General features: G+C 53.3%; 16 protein-coding genes. 8 read left to right on the forward strand and 8 right to left on the reverse strand.

Annotation, left to right across the window (positions count from 1 at the left end; translation table 11 throughout):
• The first annotated feature begins 48 nt into the window (after positions 1-48).
• The 5 genes from AB4K05_RS12680 (at position 49) to ghrB (ending at position 5,203) form a co-directional block, all read left to right on the forward strand.
• The gene (locus AB4K05_RS12680; protein ID WP_368480326.1) at positions 49-1,065 is read left to right on the forward strand and encodes a LacI family DNA-binding transcriptional regulator; all 1,017 of its coding nucleotides are present in this window, start codon (positions 49-51) and stop codon (positions 1,063-1,065) included.
• Between the two features lie 100 nt (positions 1,066-1,165).
• Entirely contained in the window at positions 1,166-1,915 is a 750-nt protein-coding gene (locus AB4K05_RS12685; RefSeq protein WP_368480327.1) for a sugar phosphate isomerase/epimerase family protein, read from the forward strand.
• Positions 1,916-1,917: 2 nt separating this feature from the next.
• Positions 1,918-2,856, forward strand: coding sequence for a sugar kinase (locus AB4K05_RS12690; protein WP_368480328.1), 939 nt, complete (start codon positions 1,918-1,920; stop codon positions 2,854-2,856).
• Positions 2,857-2,925: 69 nt separating this feature from the next.
• Entirely contained in the window at positions 2,926-4,206 is a 1,281-nt protein-coding gene (locus tag AB4K05_RS12695) for an MFS transporter (protein ID WP_368480329.1), read from the forward strand.
• A gap of 22 nt (positions 4,207-4,228) precedes the next feature.
• Entirely contained in the window at positions 4,229-5,203 is a 975-nt protein-coding gene (gene ghrB / locus AB4K05_RS12700) for a glyoxylate/hydroxypyruvate reductase GhrB (RefSeq protein WP_368480330.1), read from the forward strand.
• Between the two features lie 38 nt (positions 5,204-5,241).
• On the opposite strand, the gene AB4K05_RS12705 is transcribed toward ghrB, so the two are convergent.
• Positions 5,242-5,952, reverse strand: coding sequence for a DUF3053 domain-containing protein (locus tag AB4K05_RS12705; protein WP_368480331.1), 711 nt, complete (start codon positions 5,950-5,952; stop codon positions 5,242-5,244).
• 420 nt (positions 5,953-6,372) lie between these two features.
• Between AB4K05_RS12705 and AB4K05_RS12710 the strand changes: the two genes are divergently transcribed.
• Both AB4K05_RS12710 and cspA read left to right on the forward strand, forming a co-directional pair.
• Positions 6,373-7,746, forward strand: coding sequence for an MFS transporter (locus AB4K05_RS12710; protein ID WP_368480332.1), 1,374 nt, complete (start codon positions 6,373-6,375; stop codon positions 7,744-7,746).
• A 341-nt stretch (positions 7,747-8,087) separates the two neighbouring features.
• On the forward strand, positions 8,088-8,300 hold the full coding sequence (gene cspA / locus AB4K05_RS12715) for an RNA chaperone/antiterminator CspA (RefSeq protein WP_368480333.1): 213 nt from the start codon (positions 8,088-8,090) through the stop codon (positions 8,298-8,300).
• Between the two features lie 54 nt (positions 8,301-8,354).
• Here the strand turns inward: cspA and AB4K05_RS12720 are convergent, their stop codons facing one another.
• The 5 genes from AB4K05_RS12720 to AB4K05_RS12740 all read right to left on the reverse strand — a co-directional run bounded on the left by AB4K05_RS12720 (position 8,355) and on the right by AB4K05_RS12740 (position 14,193).
• A complete protein-coding gene (locus AB4K05_RS12720; RefSeq protein WP_368480334.1) occupies positions 8,355-9,974 on the reverse strand; it encodes an ABC-F family ATP-binding cassette domain-containing protein in 1,620 nt (539 codons plus the stop codon).
• Positions 9,975-10,277: 303 nt separating this feature from the next.
• Positions 10,278-10,430 (reverse strand): type I toxin-antitoxin system toxin HokA, encoded by a 153-nt coding sequence (gene hokA / locus AB4K05_RS12725; RefSeq protein ID WP_368480563.1) that lies wholly within the window; start codon positions 10,428-10,430, stop codon positions 10,278-10,280.
• 329 nt (positions 10,431-10,759) lie between these two features.
• On the reverse strand, positions 10,760-12,829 hold the full coding sequence (gene glyS / locus AB4K05_RS12730; RefSeq protein ID WP_368480335.1) for a glycine--tRNA ligase subunit beta: 2,070 nt from the start codon (positions 12,827-12,829) through the stop codon (positions 10,760-10,762).
• A gap of 9 nt (positions 12,830-12,838) precedes the next feature.
• Complete coding sequence (gene glyQ / locus AB4K05_RS12735; RefSeq protein ID WP_368480336.1) at positions 12,839-13,750, reverse strand: glycine--tRNA ligase subunit alpha; 912 nt, start codon at positions 13,748-13,750, stop codon at positions 12,839-12,841.
• A 137-nt stretch (positions 13,751-13,887) separates the two neighbouring features.
• Complete coding sequence (locus AB4K05_RS12740) at positions 13,888-14,193, reverse strand: YsaB family lipoprotein (RefSeq protein WP_368480564.1); 306 nt, start codon at positions 14,191-14,193, stop codon at positions 13,888-13,890.
• A gap of 160 nt (positions 14,194-14,353) precedes the next feature.
• Here AB4K05_RS12740 and AB4K05_RS12745 point away from each other — a divergent pair, with 160 nt between their 5' ends.
• Positions 14,354-15,349, forward strand: a complete 996-nt coding sequence (locus tag AB4K05_RS12745) for an acyltransferase (RefSeq protein WP_368480337.1) — start codon at positions 14,354-14,356, stop codon at positions 15,347-15,349.
• Here AB4K05_RS12745 and AB4K05_RS12750 read toward each other — a convergent pair.
• Positions 15,342-15,683, reverse strand: a complete 342-nt coding sequence (locus tag AB4K05_RS12750) for a hypothetical protein (protein WP_368480338.1) — start codon at positions 15,681-15,683, stop codon at positions 15,342-15,344. The genes AB4K05_RS12745 and AB4K05_RS12750 overlap by 8 nt on opposite strands.
• Positions 15,684-15,856: 173 nt before the next feature.
• On the reverse strand, positions 15,857-17,311 hold the full coding sequence (gene xylB / locus AB4K05_RS12755) for a xylulokinase (RefSeq protein WP_368480339.1): 1,455 nt from the start codon (positions 17,309-17,311) through the stop codon (positions 15,857-15,859).
• Positions 17,312-17,342: the final 31 nt, after the last annotated feature.

The following is a 17,342-nucleotide window of genomic DNA, read 5'->3' on the forward strand; positions in this document are numbered from 1 at the left end:
CCAGATTTTCGCGTTAAGGTGTTCACACTTTCAGGCGAGAGAACTTCCATGGCAAAATCAGCGCGCCCCACCATCAGCGATGTGGCAAAAGCCGCGAAAACCGGCAAAACCAGTATTTCCCGTTATCTCAATGGCGAAAAACATCTGCTCTCCGATGCCCTGCTTGCGCGCATTGAAACCGCCATTGCCGAACTCGACTATCGCCCAAGCCTGATGGCCCGCAACTTAAAACGCGGCCGCACCCGCCTGATTGGCCTCATTATCGCCGATATTACCAACCCCTACTCCGTCAACGTGTTGAGTGGTATCGAAGCCGCCTGCCGTGAAAAAGGCTTTACTCCGCTGGTGTGTAACACCAACAACGAAGTGGATCAGGAGCTGCACTACCTTGATCTGCTGCGTAGCTATCAGGTGGAAGGCATCGTGGTCAATGCCGTGGGGATGCGCGAAGAAGGCCTGCATCGCCTGCAGCAATCTGCGCTACCGATGGTGCTTATCGACAGAAAGATCCCCGACTTTTCCTGTGACGTTGTAGGGCTGGATAACACCCAAGCTGCAACAACCGCCACCGAACATCTCATCGAACAGGGTTTTGAAGCGCTGCTGTTTGTCAGTGAACCGCTGGGCACCGTGAATACTCGTCGCGAGCGTCTGAGCGCTTTTCGTGCCACGCTCGCCCGCTATCCCGGCGTGGTGGCAGAAAACATCGAAGTGCCACTGACGGAAAACACGCAGCTCGATAACGCTCTGCGCCAATTCCACCAGCAGCATCGCGGCATGCGCAAGGCGCTTATCTCAGCCAATGGCGCATTGACGCTGCAGGTGGCGCGTTCGCTCAAGCGCATCGGCCTTAACTGGGGCAGCGATATCGGCCTACTTGGCTTTGACGAACTGGAATGGGCTGAGCTGGCAGGCGTGGGTATCACCACCCTGAAACAACCGACCTGGCAGATTGGCTACGCCGCCGTTGAACAGGTGGTTCGCCGCATCGAAGGGGCCGCAGAGACTATCCACGAACAGGTCTTTTCCGGCGAACTTATCGTGCGTGGATCAACGGCTCGTTAACATTCCTTCGTGATGGTGATCATAAATTCAGCAGCCTATGATTTTCTTTGGAACCGATTCCATTTAGCGTATTAACAACAGCGTTAGATTTGGAGCCCCTATGCAAAGAAAAATCATGGTGGTCACCGCCGCTTATGGCTATGACCTCGTTCGTGCCAAAGGCGGACAAATGGCCATGCTGCCCGTTATTGCCGATGCCGGCGCTGACGGCGTGGAAATTCGTCGTGAAATGTTCGCCCCCGACGAGTTACAGGCCCTGCCACAACTGGCATTGGCTATCGCAAAGGTAGAGCTACTCGCCTGCTACTCCGCGCCGGAACCGCTATTCATCGCCGATGGCACCCTTAATCCGAGACTCCCAGAATTACTCCAAGAAGCCAAAACGCTGAACGCGCTATGGCTGAAAGTTTCCCTAGGTCATTTTGCTAATTCAGGGGAGTTCACCACCCTGCATGATTGGCTAGACAGCAGCGGCATGAAACTGGTGGTCGAGAACGATCAAACATCCTGTGGACGGCTGCCACCAATGCGGCGCTTCAACGCGGCCTGCCACACGCAGAAGCTACCCGTAAAACTCACCTTTGATATGGGCAACTGGCTGTGGGTTGGTGACGAGCCGGAAGCCGCCGCAGAGCAGCTTGCACCAACAGTGGGCTACGTTCACGTCAAAGCCGCCGAAGCGCATGGCGATAACTATCGAGCAGTCCCGCCGGATCAAGCGGATCCTCGCTGGCTGCAGCTGTTAAATCTGCTGCCCATCGATGTTCCACGCGGTATTGAATTTCCACTGGAAGGGGCCGATCTGACAGAGGTGACCCGTCGCTACGTCGAATTATTACGTAAGGAGTGAAAATGAAAAATTCCTTGGATGTCATCACTATAGGCGAGGCAATGGCGATGTTTGTCGCCACCCAGACCGGTGATTTAGAAGAAGTGGAGCAGTTCATCAAACGCGTAGCAGGGGCCGAGCTCAACGTCGCAACCGGGCTGGCGCGTTTGGGTCTAAAAGTCGGTTGGGTCAGCCGCGTCGGTAACGATAGTTTTGGCCGCTTCGTTCTTAATTGCCTTAAAAAAGAAGGAATTGATAGCCACGGTGTCAGTGTCGATGAGCATCACACAACCGGCTTTCAGCTCAAATCCAAAGTTGAAAATGGAACCGATCCCATTGTGGAGTATTTCCGCAAAGGTTCCGCCGCGAGTCATCTGAGCGTGGACGACTACCACGAAAGCTACTTTTCCAGCGCCCGTCACCTTCACTTAAGCGGCGTTGCCGCTGCGCTTTCCGCCAGTTCTTATGCACTGCTGGCGCACACCGCCCACAGCATGAAGGCGCAGGGTAAAACGCTGTCGTTCGATCCTAATCTGCGCCCGGTACTGTGGAAGAACGAGGCTGAAATGGTTGAAAAGCTTAATCATCTCGCATTCCAAGCCGACTGGGTTCTACCGGGGCTAAAAGAAGGGATGATTTTGACCGGCCAGCAAACGCCGGAAGGTATTGCCGATTTTTATCTGCATCACGGCGTGAAAGCGGTGGTGCTGAAAACCGGCGCTGACGGTGCTTGGTATAAAACCGCCGACGGCGAGCAGGGCAACGTGGCCCCGGTACAAGTGGACAACGTGGTCGATACCGTGGGAGCCGGCGATGGTTTTGCGGTCGGCGTGATAAGCGCGCTGCTGGAAGGCCGTACGCTGCATCAGGCCGTGACTCGAGGTAACAAAATTGGCGCGCTGGCGATTCAGGTCCAGGGCGACAGTGAAGGATTACCGACGCGTGAAGCGTTAGGCGAATAACGTTACGTTACGATAACCGCCCCTCGTACCCTACATACAGCGGCGGCAATGCGACAATAGAGGCTATTTATGAACAGCTCAACAAACGCAGCAAAACGTTGGTGGTACATCATGCCGATCGTGTTTATCACGTACAGCTTGGCGTATCTTGACCGTGCGAACTTCAGCTTCGCCTCCGCCGCCGGTATTAACGAAGACTTAGGCATCACCAAAGGGATTTCCTCCCTGCTTGGCGCCCTCTTCTTCCTTGGCTATTTCTTCTTTCAAATTCCCGGGGCGATTTACGCCGAACGCCGAAGCGTACGCAAACTGATTTTTGTCTGCCTGATTTTATGGGGCGGCTGCGCATCGCTCACCGGTATTGTCAGCAACATTCCTGCGCTGGCCGCGATCCGCTTTATTCTTGGGGTCGTCGAGGCGGCGGTGATGCCGGCGATGCTTATCTACATCAGTAATTGGTTTACGAAATCGGAACGTTCGCGCGCCAATACTTTCTTGATCCTCGGCAATCCGGTCACGGTGCTGTGGATGTCGGTGGTTTCCGGTTACCTGATTCAAGCCCTCGGCTGGCGTGAAATGTTCATCATAGAAGGCTTCCCTGCCGTCATTTGGGCATTTTGTTGGTGGGTGCTGGTAAAAGATAAACCGTCGCAGGTGGGCTGGCTGAGCGAATCTGAAAAAGCGGCGTTGCAGGCGCAGTTAGAACGTGAACAGCAAGGTATCAAGGCCGTGCGTAACTACAGCGAGGCCTTCCGCTCACGGAACGTCATCCTGCTTTGCATGCAGTATTTTACTTGGAGCATTGGCGTTTACGGTTTCGTGCTGTGGCTGCCCTCCATCATCCGCAGCGGCGGCGCTAACTTAGGCATGGTTGAAGTCGGCTGGCTGTCTTCCGTACCTTATCTGGCGGCTACGGTGGCGATGATTGTGGTGTCATGGGCTTCCGATAAGCTGCAAAACCGCAAACTGTTCGTCTGGCCGCTGCTGCTTATTGCTGCCTTTGCCTTTATTGGTTCATGGGCCGTCGGTGCCGACCACTTCTGGCTCTCTTATACCCTGTTGGTCATTGCCGGTGCTGCCATGTACGCCCCGTATGGCCCGTTCTTCGCCATTATTCCTGAAATGCTGCCGCGTAACGTTGCCGGAGGCGCAATGGCACTGATTAACAGCATGGGCGCACTGGGCTCGTTCCTAGGCTCCTGGTTTGTCGGTTACCTCAACGGCACCACCGGCAGCCCGTCCGCATCGTACATTTTTATGGGGGTAGCGCTTTTTGTCTCAGTATGGCTAACTCTGATTGTTAAGCCTGCTAATAATCAACAGCTACCGATTGGCGCACGCCACGCTTAAATTTTAACTTACGGAGATTCGCATGAAGCCGTCCATTATTCTCTATAAAGCGTTACCTGACGATTTACTGCATCGCCTAGCAGAACATTTCACCGTCACTCAGGTTGCTAACCTTCGTCCGGAGACCGTCGCACAGCACCAGCAGGTTTTCGCTGAAGCTGTAGGCCTGCTGGGTTCTAGCGAAGCCGTCGACACGTCCTTGCTGGAGACGATGCCGAAGCTGCGTGCGACCTCAACCATCTCCGTGGGTTACGATAATTTTGACGTCGAGGCGCTCAACGCGCGTCGTGTGCTGTTGATGCACACGCCAACCGTGCTGACGGAAACCGTCGCCGACACGCTCATGACGCTGGTCTTAAGCTCAGCTCGCCGCGTGGTCGAAGTGGCCGAGCGGGTTAAGGCCGGCGAATGGACGAAGGGGATTGGCCCGGACTGGTTTGGTGTCGATGTGCACCACAAAACGCTGGGCATCGTTGGGATGGGCCGCATCGGGATGGCGTTGGCGCAACGTGCCCATTTCGGTTTCAACATGCCGATTCTGTACAATGCTCGTCGTCACCACCCACAAGCGGAGGAGCGCTTTAACGCCCGCTACTGTGAGTTAAATACGCTACTGGAAGAGGCCGACTTTGTTTGCCTGATCCTGCCGTTGACGGAAGAAACACACCATCTGTTTGGCGCCGAGCAGTTTGCCCGCATGAAATCCTCCGCCATCTTTATTAACGCGGGCCGTGGCCCGGTGGTAGACGAACAGGCGCTGATCGCGGCCCTGCAAAACGGTGAAATCCATGCAGCGGGCCTCGATGTATTCGAGAAAGAGCCTCTGTCGGTAGATTCGCCGCTGCTGAAATTGCCGAACGTAGTGGCGCTACCGCATATCGGTTCCGCAACACACGAAACGCGCTACAACATGGCGGCCTGTGCGGTCGATAATCTGATTGATGCGCTGCGGGGGGACGTTTCGAAGAACTGCGTGAACCCGCAGGTTGCGGGGTAAAACGAAAATGCCCGGCTGACGCCGGGCATTCTAAAGACTTATCGGGTTGCGTTCACCGCTGTCGTCCAAGCCTGACTAAATGCCTGATGCTGCGATGCCAGAGGCCCAATCAGCGTATTGTACTGGCTTGCCTGCTGCGAAGTCGGGAACTGGATACCGTTAGCCACAAAGCTGACCTCAGTGCCCTGCTGTGCGACAAAATCGCCCACCTGCACCAGCTGCTGGGTAAAGATTTGCGCAGCTGGGATAAGCGGCTGCAGCGCGTCAGACGGCGCGGTAACCACTTTAGTGAAGACCTGGTCAAATACCGGCTTCAGATCGTCGGCCTGTTTCAGCGCTGCGTGCGCGGCATCTGCCTGCATTTTCGCATTTTGCAGCTGCTGGCTCAGTACGTTCAGCGAACCATTTGCCTGACGCAGCGGCTCGCGCTGGGTCATGTAATCCTGCGGTACGCGAATCGCGTTAACGCTATCAACAACGGGGCGCAAACCTGCGTCCATCGCTTGACTCACCTGCTGTGAATAACCATAAATGACGGCATAGTCGGAAACAAACGGGCCGAATTGTTTTTTCTGATCCGCTGTCAGCGTCGGCAGACGTTCACCACCGCGCATTACCGTATTCTGTAGGAAATCGGCGAATGCTTTACGTTGATCGCCTTCCTTATCAAAACACCCACTCAGGCTAACAACCATCAATAACGCCGCAATAGGCGCAAACCAGCGAGAGCAGGACTTACCTGTCGCCATTTTCTTACTCCTTCAGCCAAAAAAAGCGCAAATTGGCACACGCGTGCCTAACGTTGACAAGGATAGTCCAGAGCCGCGTCGCAAGATACCTTTTTCATGCGTTCTCGGCGGGTTCCATAAAAATGTTAATAAGGTGTTGCGCCCATCACATTTATCGCAATGAAAATCGCTGAACAAAACCACTTCAACTAATTGATATATATATTATTTATATCACTAAATATCAGTCATTAATGCCAGAAGAACGATAATCGCACACTTCCGATTAGTGATGCATTGTGAGAAGCCCGGGTAAGTGATTTGATTAAGTGAACGATTAACGACATTACGTTCGATAATCGCCCAAAAATCTCGATACCCGCGAGAGAGAAATAGAGATATCAATCCGGCTCTCTCACATCGCCTAGCAGGAATTACCGCATGACAACACAGACAACAACGGATATTCAGGCTTTTATCAACCGCCATCCCTTCTCGAAGTACCAGTGGATGATTCTAGCGCTGTGCTTCATCACCGTCGCAATGGACGGTTTCGATACCGCCATTATTGGTTTTATTGCCTCCGACCTCGTTCAGGAGTGGGGCGTACAAAAATCTGACCTTGGTCCCGTCATGAGCGCCGCCCTCGTGGGCTTGGCTTTCGGGGCGCTAACCGCTGGGCCATTGGCCGACCGGGTTGGGCGTAAGAAGGTTCTGGTGATGTCGATTCTGGTGTTCGGCGGCTTCAGCCTCCTCACCGCCTTTGCCACATCGCTGACGCAGTTAACCATTTTGCGTTTCTTGACCGGCCTTGGGCTGGGCGCGGCAATGCCAAACGCCGCCACGTTGATGAGCGAGTACGCGCCGGAACGCCGCCGTGCACTGCTGGTCAATTTAATGTTCGTCGGTTTCCCGATTGGTTCTTCCATGGGAGGCTTTATCTCCGCTTGGATGATCCCGCATTACGGCTGGCAAAGTGTACTCATTCTCGGCGGCGTGATGCCGCTGGCGCTGGCCGTCGTGCTGATTTTCTTACTGCCGGAATCTGCCCGTTATCTGGCGGTTAAGAACCAATCGCAGCAGAAGATTGCCGGTATTCTGCGCCGCATTGCGCCGCTGCCGGATAACACGCAGTTCGTCTTACAAGAAGCGGGACAGATTAAGGCCCAGTCCGCCCTCGGCGTTATCTTCTCACCGCGCTATCTGGTGGGAACCATTATGCTTTGCCTGACCTACTTTATGGGTCTGCTCATTTTCTATCTGTTGACCAGCTGGCTGCCGCTGCTGATCCGTGAAACCGGCGCATCATTAAGCCAAGCTTCGGTGATCACCGCCCTCTTCCCACTAGGCGGCGGCATTGGTGTTCTGGTACTCGGCGCGTTAATGGACAAAATCAACCCGAATAAGGTAGTCGCTGTGGGGTATTTACTGACTGGGGTCTTCGTTTGCCTGGTTGGTTTCTCCACGCACAACCTGGTGCTGATGGGGGTCATGGTCTTTATCGCCGGCACGATTATGAACGGCGCACAATCATCAATGCCAGCGCTGGCTGCAGGCTTTTATCCAACGCAGGGCCGCGCCACCGGGGTTGCCTGGATGTTGGGATTAGGGCGTTTTGGTGGAATTTTGGGGGCATTCAGCGGCGCGTTCTTGATGCAGGCTGAACTCTCCTTTAAAACCATTTTCGCCCTGCTGGCTATCCCAGCGGTGCTATCAGCCATTGCGCTAATGGTCAAATATGCAGCAAGTAAACGCCTGTCGGTTCAATCCGACGAGGCGAAAGTCACGCTGCCAGAGTCCGTACAAAAAGTATAAATTTAGCCCCGGCGGCGTGGCCGTCGGGGCTAAATGACATTTATTTACACTCCCGAGCAAGTGCAAATACACCCTTACTTTTCAATTAATTAAAGTAAAAACATCACCACTAAAACGAAGCGGCATCATAAATTTCTTGTTGATAAGGTTTGCTTTCCAGATAAGAAGTATGCGTTAATGCATCCACGGTTTGACGTACAGACCACAAAGCAGTGAGTAAAGCAGTTCCCTTCAAGGTTATCCATTGGTACCCCTCGTAGCGACATTTTCTTTACGCTTTTAAATTCTGTAAAGCATGCCATAATGCCGTAAGGCTCACTTAATATTTAAAGGTAATTTCTATGTCCGGTAAAATGACTGGTATCGTAAAATGGTTCAACGCTGATAAAGGCTTCGGTTTCATCACTCCTGATGACGGTTCTAAAGACGTGTTCGTACACTTCTCTGCGATCCAGAACGACGGCTACAAATCTCTGGACGAAGGTCAGAAAGTTTCCTTCACCATCGAGAACGGCGCTAAAGGCCCAGCAGCTGGCAACGTAACTTCTATCTAAGTTAACGCCGCTAAGAATTTTAAATCCCTGCCTTACGGCGGGGATTTTTTTTATCTAAAACTCAGCAAAGTGCCAGCCTGACTCTTTCCAATCTAGACTGTGCGTCAGCCTTAACCCCTGCAAAAAAGCCTCATCATGAGACACGACTATCATCGCACCGGGAAAATCAGCCAGTGCGCACTCAATCGCTTGTGCCGATGTGAGATCCAGATGGTTGGTTGGTTCATCCAGCAACAGTAGCTGCGTCGACTCGCGCCGCCAGAGAACGCAAGCCAGCGCCGCTTTTAACCGTTCGCCTCCGCTGAGCATCGCTAGTGGCAAGTTTACCTTTTCGGCACCAATCTGCAGTTGTGCCAATCGGCAGCGGATCGTTCCTTCATCTAATGGCGACTCTCCTGCACGAAGATGCTCCATCACCGACAGCGATAAATCTAACTGTGTCAGATGCTGGTCCAGCCAGGCTGCTGTTACCGACAGCTGGTAGCGCCCTGATAATGGCGATTCCAGCCCAACGAGCGTTTTTAAAAACGTCGTCTTCCCACAGCCGTTTGGGCCACGCAGCGCCACACGCATCGGCCCTTCTATCCGCAGGTCGAGCGGAGATAACGCCTGATGAGCAAGCTGCAGCGCCTCTAGAACAAGGATCTGTTTCCCAGAAGCAACCTGGCTGCCCGGCAGCGTAAACATCACCGGATTATCATCTTCAACCCGCTCGCGGGCCTGTCTTACCGCGCTATCCAGCGCACCATTTTGCTCGCGATGCTGCCGTAATAGCGTGCCAGGACGCTCTCGGGCTGCACCTTTGTATTTCACCCGCTCAAACGATGCAATATTCAGGCTGTCCACGGTCCGAAGGGTTTTAGCGGAGCGCCGTTGACAGTCATCATGCTCTTTTTGCATCCGTGCGCGGGTACGCCTACGTTCGGTAGCCGCATGCTCCAGCGCCATACGCGCAGCATTTTGCTCAGCCTCACGCTGTTGCTGGTAGTCGGCAAAATTCCCGCCGTAGTGGCGCAACGCTGTTGGAGTCAGTTCCAGAATTCGCGGCATGCGTGCAAGCAATTCGCGATCGTGACTAGCGATAAGCGCGCCGCCACGCCAGCTTTCTAGCTGCCGGTAGAGCCATTCTCTTCCACGTCGATCCAGATGATTGGTCGGTTCGTCCAACAGGAGGTAGTCAGCGCCTGAGATAAATGCCACGCACAGTAATGCCTTAATGCGTTCACCACCGCTGAGAGCAGAAACAGGCTGCTGCCCGACAAACGCCCCCAGGCCGGCTTCCTGAAATGCGGCATTCAACCGCACCGGCAGATCCCAATGCCCTTCTAGCGCGTCGATGTCCTCGGCCGATGCGTTGCCACATTCAAGCCGCTGCAGGGCGGCAAAAATGGGTGCATAGCCCAGAAGTTCGACGAGCGTGGTATCAGGATCTACCTCATGCTGCTGCGCGACATAGGCGAAAGTGGAAAAGCATTCGATATGGCCAGCCGATGGCGTATCCACGCCTGCCAGCATCCGCAAAAGCCGCGTTTTACCTACGCCGTTGCGCCCGACGAGTCCACAAAGGGACCTCTCCAGCGAAAGATTGAGCGGACCAAAAAGAACCTCTCCCGTCGCGAACTGACAGGAAATTTGATGCAAAATAAAAGAAGGGGATTGCGCACAATGGGCCATAAGCACTCCTGAGTGAAATCAATAGTTCCCCTGCTCGCAGCGTGCTGCTCAGCAAGGATTCGAATTCAGCAGGTGTGTTTGTCCATTTTCAGTGTGCCTCAGTGAGACGAGGGATTCGTCGCGGTAAAGCATAAACGCAATGCATGCCGTATTTCAAGGCTCTTTTTTATGCACCCAACGACGTCATGAACAAAAAGGTCCGCACTGCTGGCGGACCTTTTAATTATCATCACAAATAAGATAGGACGCATTGAGAATACATAACATCAAAAAGTTGGCGGGAATACCTTCCCGCCAACCGCCTTACTGTTTACTTTCGCAGGCTAAAGACGCCGCGAACTCATTATTTCCTTGTTTGATATACAATTCACATAATGAATCACGAACCATCCAGGTAAATAATAAAATAGTGAGACATATCACTATTAAACTACACAACATAGATTTTTGCGGCATCCATAGCCCCTTATGTTGATTTTCAACAAGTAAGAGGCTAACCTTATGGTGTTGATGCATAGAGGAGGCCTCACTTTGATTTATAGTCAGGTGGGGCTTTTCTCTGTCTGTCTTTTGGTAAACACCTGAGACAAACAGTCTCAAGCGCCCGCCGTCATTCTATCTCAAATATAACTATCGCAACTGTTAACGTATTCCTAAAATATTTATTCAGCATCAATAGACGTGCCGAAACCGATAATTTCCAGCATTATTACTGATTCGCGTAATAATATTTTCGGCATAAAAAAACCTGCCCGAGAGCAGGTTTTTATCTACCTAAAATACGCTTACTGCAGCAGGGAAATATCCGCTACCTGCAGGAACAGTTCACGTAATTTAGACAACAGCGTCAGACGGTTGATACGTACATCTTTATCTTCCGCATTCACCATCACGTTTTCGAAGAACTTATCCACCGGTTCGCGCAGGGACGCCAGTTCAACCAGCGCTTCCTGATAACGACCTTCAGCAAAGTACGGCTGAAGCTTGTCGCGCAGAACAACCAGATGGCGCGCGAGGTCGATTTCCGCAGCCTCATTCAGCACGGAAGCATGGACGATATCGCTCAGCGTCTCATCAGATTTAGCCAAGATGTTGGATACACGCTTGTTAGCGGCAGCCAGCGCAGCAGACTCTTCCAGAGTACGGAAGTGGGATACCGCCTTCATGCGCGCATCAAAGTCAGCCGGACGAGTCGGACGACGTGCCAGCACGGCCTGAATGGTGTCGACGGTATAGCCTTCATCTTGATACCAAGCGCGGAAACGACCGAGCATGAAGTCGATAACGTCATCAACCACGTTGGCGTTAGTCAGCTTATCACCGTACAGACGTACTGCTTCTTCAGTCAGCGTTTGCAGGTCAAGGTTGAGGTTTTTCTCAACGATGATGCGCAGCACACCCAGCGCGGCACGACGCAGCGCAAATGGGTCTTTATCCCCTTTCGGATGCTGACCGATACCAAAGATCCCCGCAAGGGTATCCATCTTATCGGCAATCGCTACCGCACAGGCAACCGGATTGGACGGCAGATCATCGCCCGCGAAACGCGGTTGATACTGCTCGTTCAACGCTACGGCTACATCTTCCGCTTCGCCATCGTGACGCGCGTAGTGCATACCCATAATGCCCTGAGTGTCGGTAAATTCGAACACCATGTTGGTCATCAGGTCACACTTGGACAGCAGCCCCGCACGGGTCGCGTGGTTAACGTCTGCGCCAATCTGCTCGGCAACCCAGCCCGCTAACGCTTGGATACGGTCGGTTTTGTCGCGCAGCGTACCCAGCTGTTGCTGGAACAGTACGGTTTGCAGACGCGGCAGGTTGTCTTCAAGACGTTTTTTACGGTCAGAGTTAAAGAAGAATTCCGCATCCGCCAGACGTGGACGCACAACTTTTTCGTTACCGGAGATGATCTGGGTTGGGTCTTTCGACTCAATATTGGCAACGAAGATAAAGTTTGGCAGCAGCTTGCCAGCGTTATCGTAAACCGGGAAATACTTCTGGTCGCCCTTCATGGTGTACACCAGCGCTTCAGCCGGCACCGCGAGGAACTTCTCTTCGAATTTCGCCGTCAGAACAACCGGCCATTCAACCAAGGAGGTGACTTCTTCCAGCAGGCTTTCGCTGAGATCCGCGTTACCACCAATCTTACGTGCTGCTTCTTCGGCATCGGCCTTAATTTTGGCTTTACGCGCTTCGTAGTCAGCCACGACCATACCGCGCTCCAGCAGGATCTGCGGATACTGGTCGGCGTTGTCGATGGTGAACTCTGGCTCGCCCATAAAGCGATGACCGCGAATAACGCGATCGGACGCCACGCCCAAGATGGTTGCCGGAACAACGGCATCACCCAGCAGCAGCGTCACGGTGTGAACCGGACGCACGAAGTGCACTTCAGACGCGCCCCAGCGCATCAGCTTCGGAATTGGCAGCTTAGCCAGCGAGGTTGCGATCATATTCGGCAGCAGCGCTTCGGTGCTTTCGCCCTTCACGTGTGCGCGATACAGCAGCCACTCACCTTTATCGGTCGCCAGACGCTCAGCTTGGTCGACGGTGATCCCGCAGCCACGCGCCCAACCTTCGGCCGCTTTGCTCGGTTTGCCTTCCGCGTCAAACGCTTGGGCAATAGCCGGTCCGCGTTTTTCGACTTCGCGATCGGCCTGAGCCGCCGCGAGATTTGCCACTTTCAGCGCCAGACGGCGCGGTGCAGCAAACCATTCAACTTTACCGTGCGCGAGGCCAGCATTATCCAGCTCCGCAGTCACGTTCGCAGCAAAGGATTCAGCCAAGCTGCGCAGTGCTTTTGGTGGCAGCTCTTCGGTGCCGATTTCCACCAGGAAAGTTTTCTCAGACATGGCCGCCTCTTATTTATTCTTGTTGCACATCGGGAAGCCAAGGGCTTCACGGGAAGCATAGTAAGCTTCTGCCACTGCTTTGGTCAGGGTGCGAATGCGCAGAATGTAGCGCTGACGCTCGGTGACGGAGATGGCTTTACGCGCATCCAGCAGGTTAAAGCTATGGGCGGCTTTCAGAATACGTTCGTAGGCAGGCAGTGGCAGCGGGTTTTCCAGCGCCAGCAGCTGCTGAGCTTCTTTCTCGTACTGCTCGAAGCAGGAGAACAGGAAGTCGACGTCGGCGTATTCAAAGTTGTAAGTAGACTGCTCTACTTCGTTTTGATGGAACACGTCACCGTAGGTCGTTTTGCCCAGCGGACCGTCGCTCCAAACCAGATCGTAAACGCTGTCCACGCCCTGGATGTACATCGCCAGACGTTCCAGACCGTAGGTGATTTCACCGGTCACAGGCTTACATTCCATGCCGCCGACCTGCTGGAAGTAGGTAAACTGCGTCACTTCCATACCGTTCAGCCACACTTCCCAACCCAGTCCCCAGGCACCCAGCGTTGGGTTTTCCCAGTTATCTTCCACGAAACGAATATCGTGAATGGTTGGATCCACACCCAGCTCTTTCAAAGACCCGAGGTACAGCTCCTGGATATTGTCCGGAGACGGTTTAATCACTACCTGGAACTGATAGTAGTGCTGTAAACGGTTCGGGTTTTCGCCATAGCGGCCATCGGTTGGACGGCGGGATGGCTGCACGTAGGCAGTTGCCATCGGCTCTGGCCCCAATGCACGCAGGCATGTCATTGGGTGAGAAGTGCCCGCGCCAACTTCCATGTCCAGTGGTTGAACAATGGTGCAGCCCTGACGAGCCCAGTAATCCTGTAAGGTCAGGATCAGGCCCTGGAAGGTCCTGGTATCAAACTTTTGCATATGATTTCGTGCTGGATACGTGTGGATTTAAAGGAAGGATCCAGTATACCCGCTGGCTGCGAGATATACAGTATGAAACGGGTTTGTTTAGGGGAAATTGGGGAAACAGGCCGAATTTTACGGTATTCAGGCCTATTTTAGCGCATTGATAGATGTAAAAAGCTGCCGTCCGCATCGAAAGAGCAGACAAAGCCCTCATTCTTTGCCGTATAACCGCGCAGCTCGTAGCTCCCCTGAAAACGCTCAAAACCGGTGACATCGATTTTCTGCGTCGCCGTATTGTAGCGCTGAGCGGCGTTGTTTTTGCACAGCTGCTCCATCTCAAGCGAAAGTGCTGGGTTCACCCTGGCGCTTTGCGTTTTTTGCGCCACCGGTGGTTGTGTCATCGAGCATCCGGCCAGCAGAATGCTAGCCAACAAAAATGGGAGAGACTTCATCATCATCATTTCTATTTCCGGGCGGTTATTTTAGGCTGTACCCCTTTATGTCCCGCATTGTGCGAAGCTCATCGTAAATCGACAAGCCTGGGACGGGAAACTCAGAATTATCTTGTGAAATCGCGCCAGCAACGGCAAATATTAATAGCCAGAAAAAAGGCATCTGATGCAAGCAAAGATTAATTGGATTGATAACTTACGCGGAATTGCCTGTCTGATGGTGGTGATGATCCACACCACAACTTGGTTTGTCACGAATCCCCATGTTATCAGTCCCTTCAGTTGGGATTTTGCTAACGTATTGAACTCGGCTTCCCGCGTCAGCGTGCCGCTGTTCTTTATGATATCTGGCTTTCTGTTTTTCGGCCCGCGTAGCGCTCAGCCGCGTCACTTCCTGCGTATTGCTCTTTGTCTTTTCTTCTACAGCGCCATTGCCTTACTTTTTATCGGCGCCTTCACCCACATTAGCGTAGAAGCTTCATTAAAAAATCTGCTGCAAAAACCGGTTTTCTACCATCTGTGGTTCTTCTTTGCCATCATGGTTATCTACCTAGTTTCTCCGCTGATAGAGGTCAAGGCCATTAGCGGCAAAATGCTGCTGGCGCTGATGTTGGTGATTGGTATTGTGGCAAACCCCAATACGGTTCCCCTAAGTGGCTTGGGGGCAAAGTGGCTGCCGGTCAATCTCTATATTAACGGCGACACCTTCTACTACGTGCTTTACGGGCTGCTTGGGCGAGCACTGGGGATGATGGAAACCGGCAAGAAATCGCTGACCTGGATCTGCGGCCTGCTGTTTGTCCTCTCCGTGTGGATCATTTCGCGCGGGACGTTATATGAACTGCAGTGGCGGGGCAACTTTGCCGACACCTGGTACGTTTACTGCGGACCGATGGTGTTTATCTGTGCGGCAGCACTGTTCATTGTGGTGAAAAACACGCTAAACCAGCGCGTGCTTCCCGGGCTTGGCCTTATTTCACGTCATTCCTTGGGCATTTACGGTTTCCACGCGTTTATCATCTACGCGCTGCGCAGCTGGAATGTCGATCTTAAAAGCTGGCCAGCGCTAGATGTTATCTGGGTTTTCGCAGCGACGCTCACCTGTAGCCTGCTGCTCTCTGTAGCTTTACAAAGCGTGGATAAGCGTCGGTTGGTTAGCTAATTGGCTTTCGCGGTGCGCGCATGTAGGCGGTAAAGCCGTACATGCAAGCAAACCATGCCGCCACCGATAACACCTTGTAAATTATTGCGAATGGCATATTCCAGACACCGACTAATAACAGTCCGGCCGCCAAGAGCAGCATCAAATGACACAGCCTTGCAAACCAAGGCGTGGTCGACTGGTGGTGTGCAATGATGGCAAAAACCCCCAAGACCAGAATGGCCAGTAAATAACCTTTATATTCCAGTTGCGGACTCATCAGCCAAAGGCAAAAAAAATACAATGACAGGCTGACTAACAGCACAACACGTGGTGATCTCACGATATCCCTCATGATGAATTCCCCTCATCCATAACATCGCCATTATGGGCAGAGTTTTGTTTTTCGCCTTGTCTCAGTAGCAAAAAGCGTCATTTTCGGAATTAATCAATATGAGAAACGAATGGGATATGGTCGATAGATAGCAATTTACCTACCCCAAAAAAGGGGCAGGTAAATAATGCGGCTCAAGACATGAGTGGGAGAAGTTGCTGGTAGATCTGGCGGAATGTTTTACGCAATGGTGCGTAGTACGCTACGCGCTCAGCATCAGGATGATGTTCTTGCTCCAACGCCAGCTGTGGTAAAAGCTCCGCGTATGATTTGTCTTTACTAATAGCCAACTGCGCCAAGCGGGCGGCACCAAGCGCCGGGCCAACATCGCCACCGGTACGGTAATCGAGCTGCTTGCCGCAGATATCCGCCAGCATCTGACGCCAGTAAGCGCTACGTGCCCCTCCGCCGATTAGGGTGATACTTTTCGGCTCCACGCCGCAGGCGTGAACGACATCCATACCGTCCGCCAGTGCGAATCCCACGCCCTCCAGCACCGCACGCGCTAACTCAGCAGGACCGTGCTGATGCGTCAGGCCAAAGAAAACGCCTTTCGCCTCTGGATTGTTGTGCGGCGTGCGTTCGCCGGACAGATATGGCAAGAACCAGACAGGACCCGCGTTTGCATCTGCCGTTTGGGCGGCATCAATGAGCGCAGGAACCGTTTCTAGGCCAGTGAGCTTCGCCGCCCAATCCAAGCAAGATGCGGCACTCAACATCACTGACATCAAGTGCCAGCGCCCTGGTAACGCGTGACAGAAACTGTGCACTGCGCTTTCAGGTTTACTCAGGAAACCTTCGCTGACGGCAAAATAAACCCCCGATGTGCCCAGCGATAGCATTGCCTGCCCGGCATCCACCATTCCTACGCCAACCGCACCGGCGGCATTATCGCCACCGCCTGCGATAACTGGCACCACAGGCATTTTCCAAGCGCTGGCAACCGACTCCAACAGCTCCCCGGTAATATCACAGCCTTCGTATAGCGCTGGCATATTGTCTCTAGTTAGCCCACAGGCCGCGAGCATCTCGTCGCTCCAGTCGCGTTTGGCTACGTCCATCCACATCGTGCCTGCCGCATCTGACATATCACTGGCATAATTACCGGTCATACGCAGGCGTAGATAATCTTTAGGCAACAGAACTTTATCAACTTGGCTGAAAATTTCCGCTTCATGGTGCTGTACCCATAACAGCTTCGGCGCCGTGAAGCCCGGCATCATCAGGTTGCCAGTAATCTGCCGCGAATTTTTGACCCGCGCTTCCAGCAGTTCGCACTCTTGGGCGCAGCGACCATCGTTCCACAAAATGGCGGGGCGCAGCACGCGTTGTTGTTTATCCAGCAGCGTCGCGCCGTGCATCTGGCCGGCAATCCCCAACGCTTTCACATGCTGAAGACTATGCTGCTGACTCAGCCCTTTCATCGCACGATCCGTAGCCCGCCACCACTGTTCGGGATCCTGTTCTGACCAAAGAGGGTGCGGGCGAGAAACCGTCAGTTTTTCCGTTTGTGAAGCCAGCACGTTGCCCTGCTCATCAAGCAGGATTGCCTTCACGCCAGACGTTCCAAGATCTATGCCGATATACATGGCGACTGCTCCTTTAATGGGTACGATGCCC

This window comes from Kluyvera sp. STS39-E, assembly GCF_040932435.1.
In the GTDB taxonomy this organism is placed as follows: Bacteria; Pseudomonadota; Gammaproteobacteria; order Enterobacterales; family Enterobacteriaceae; genus Kluyvera.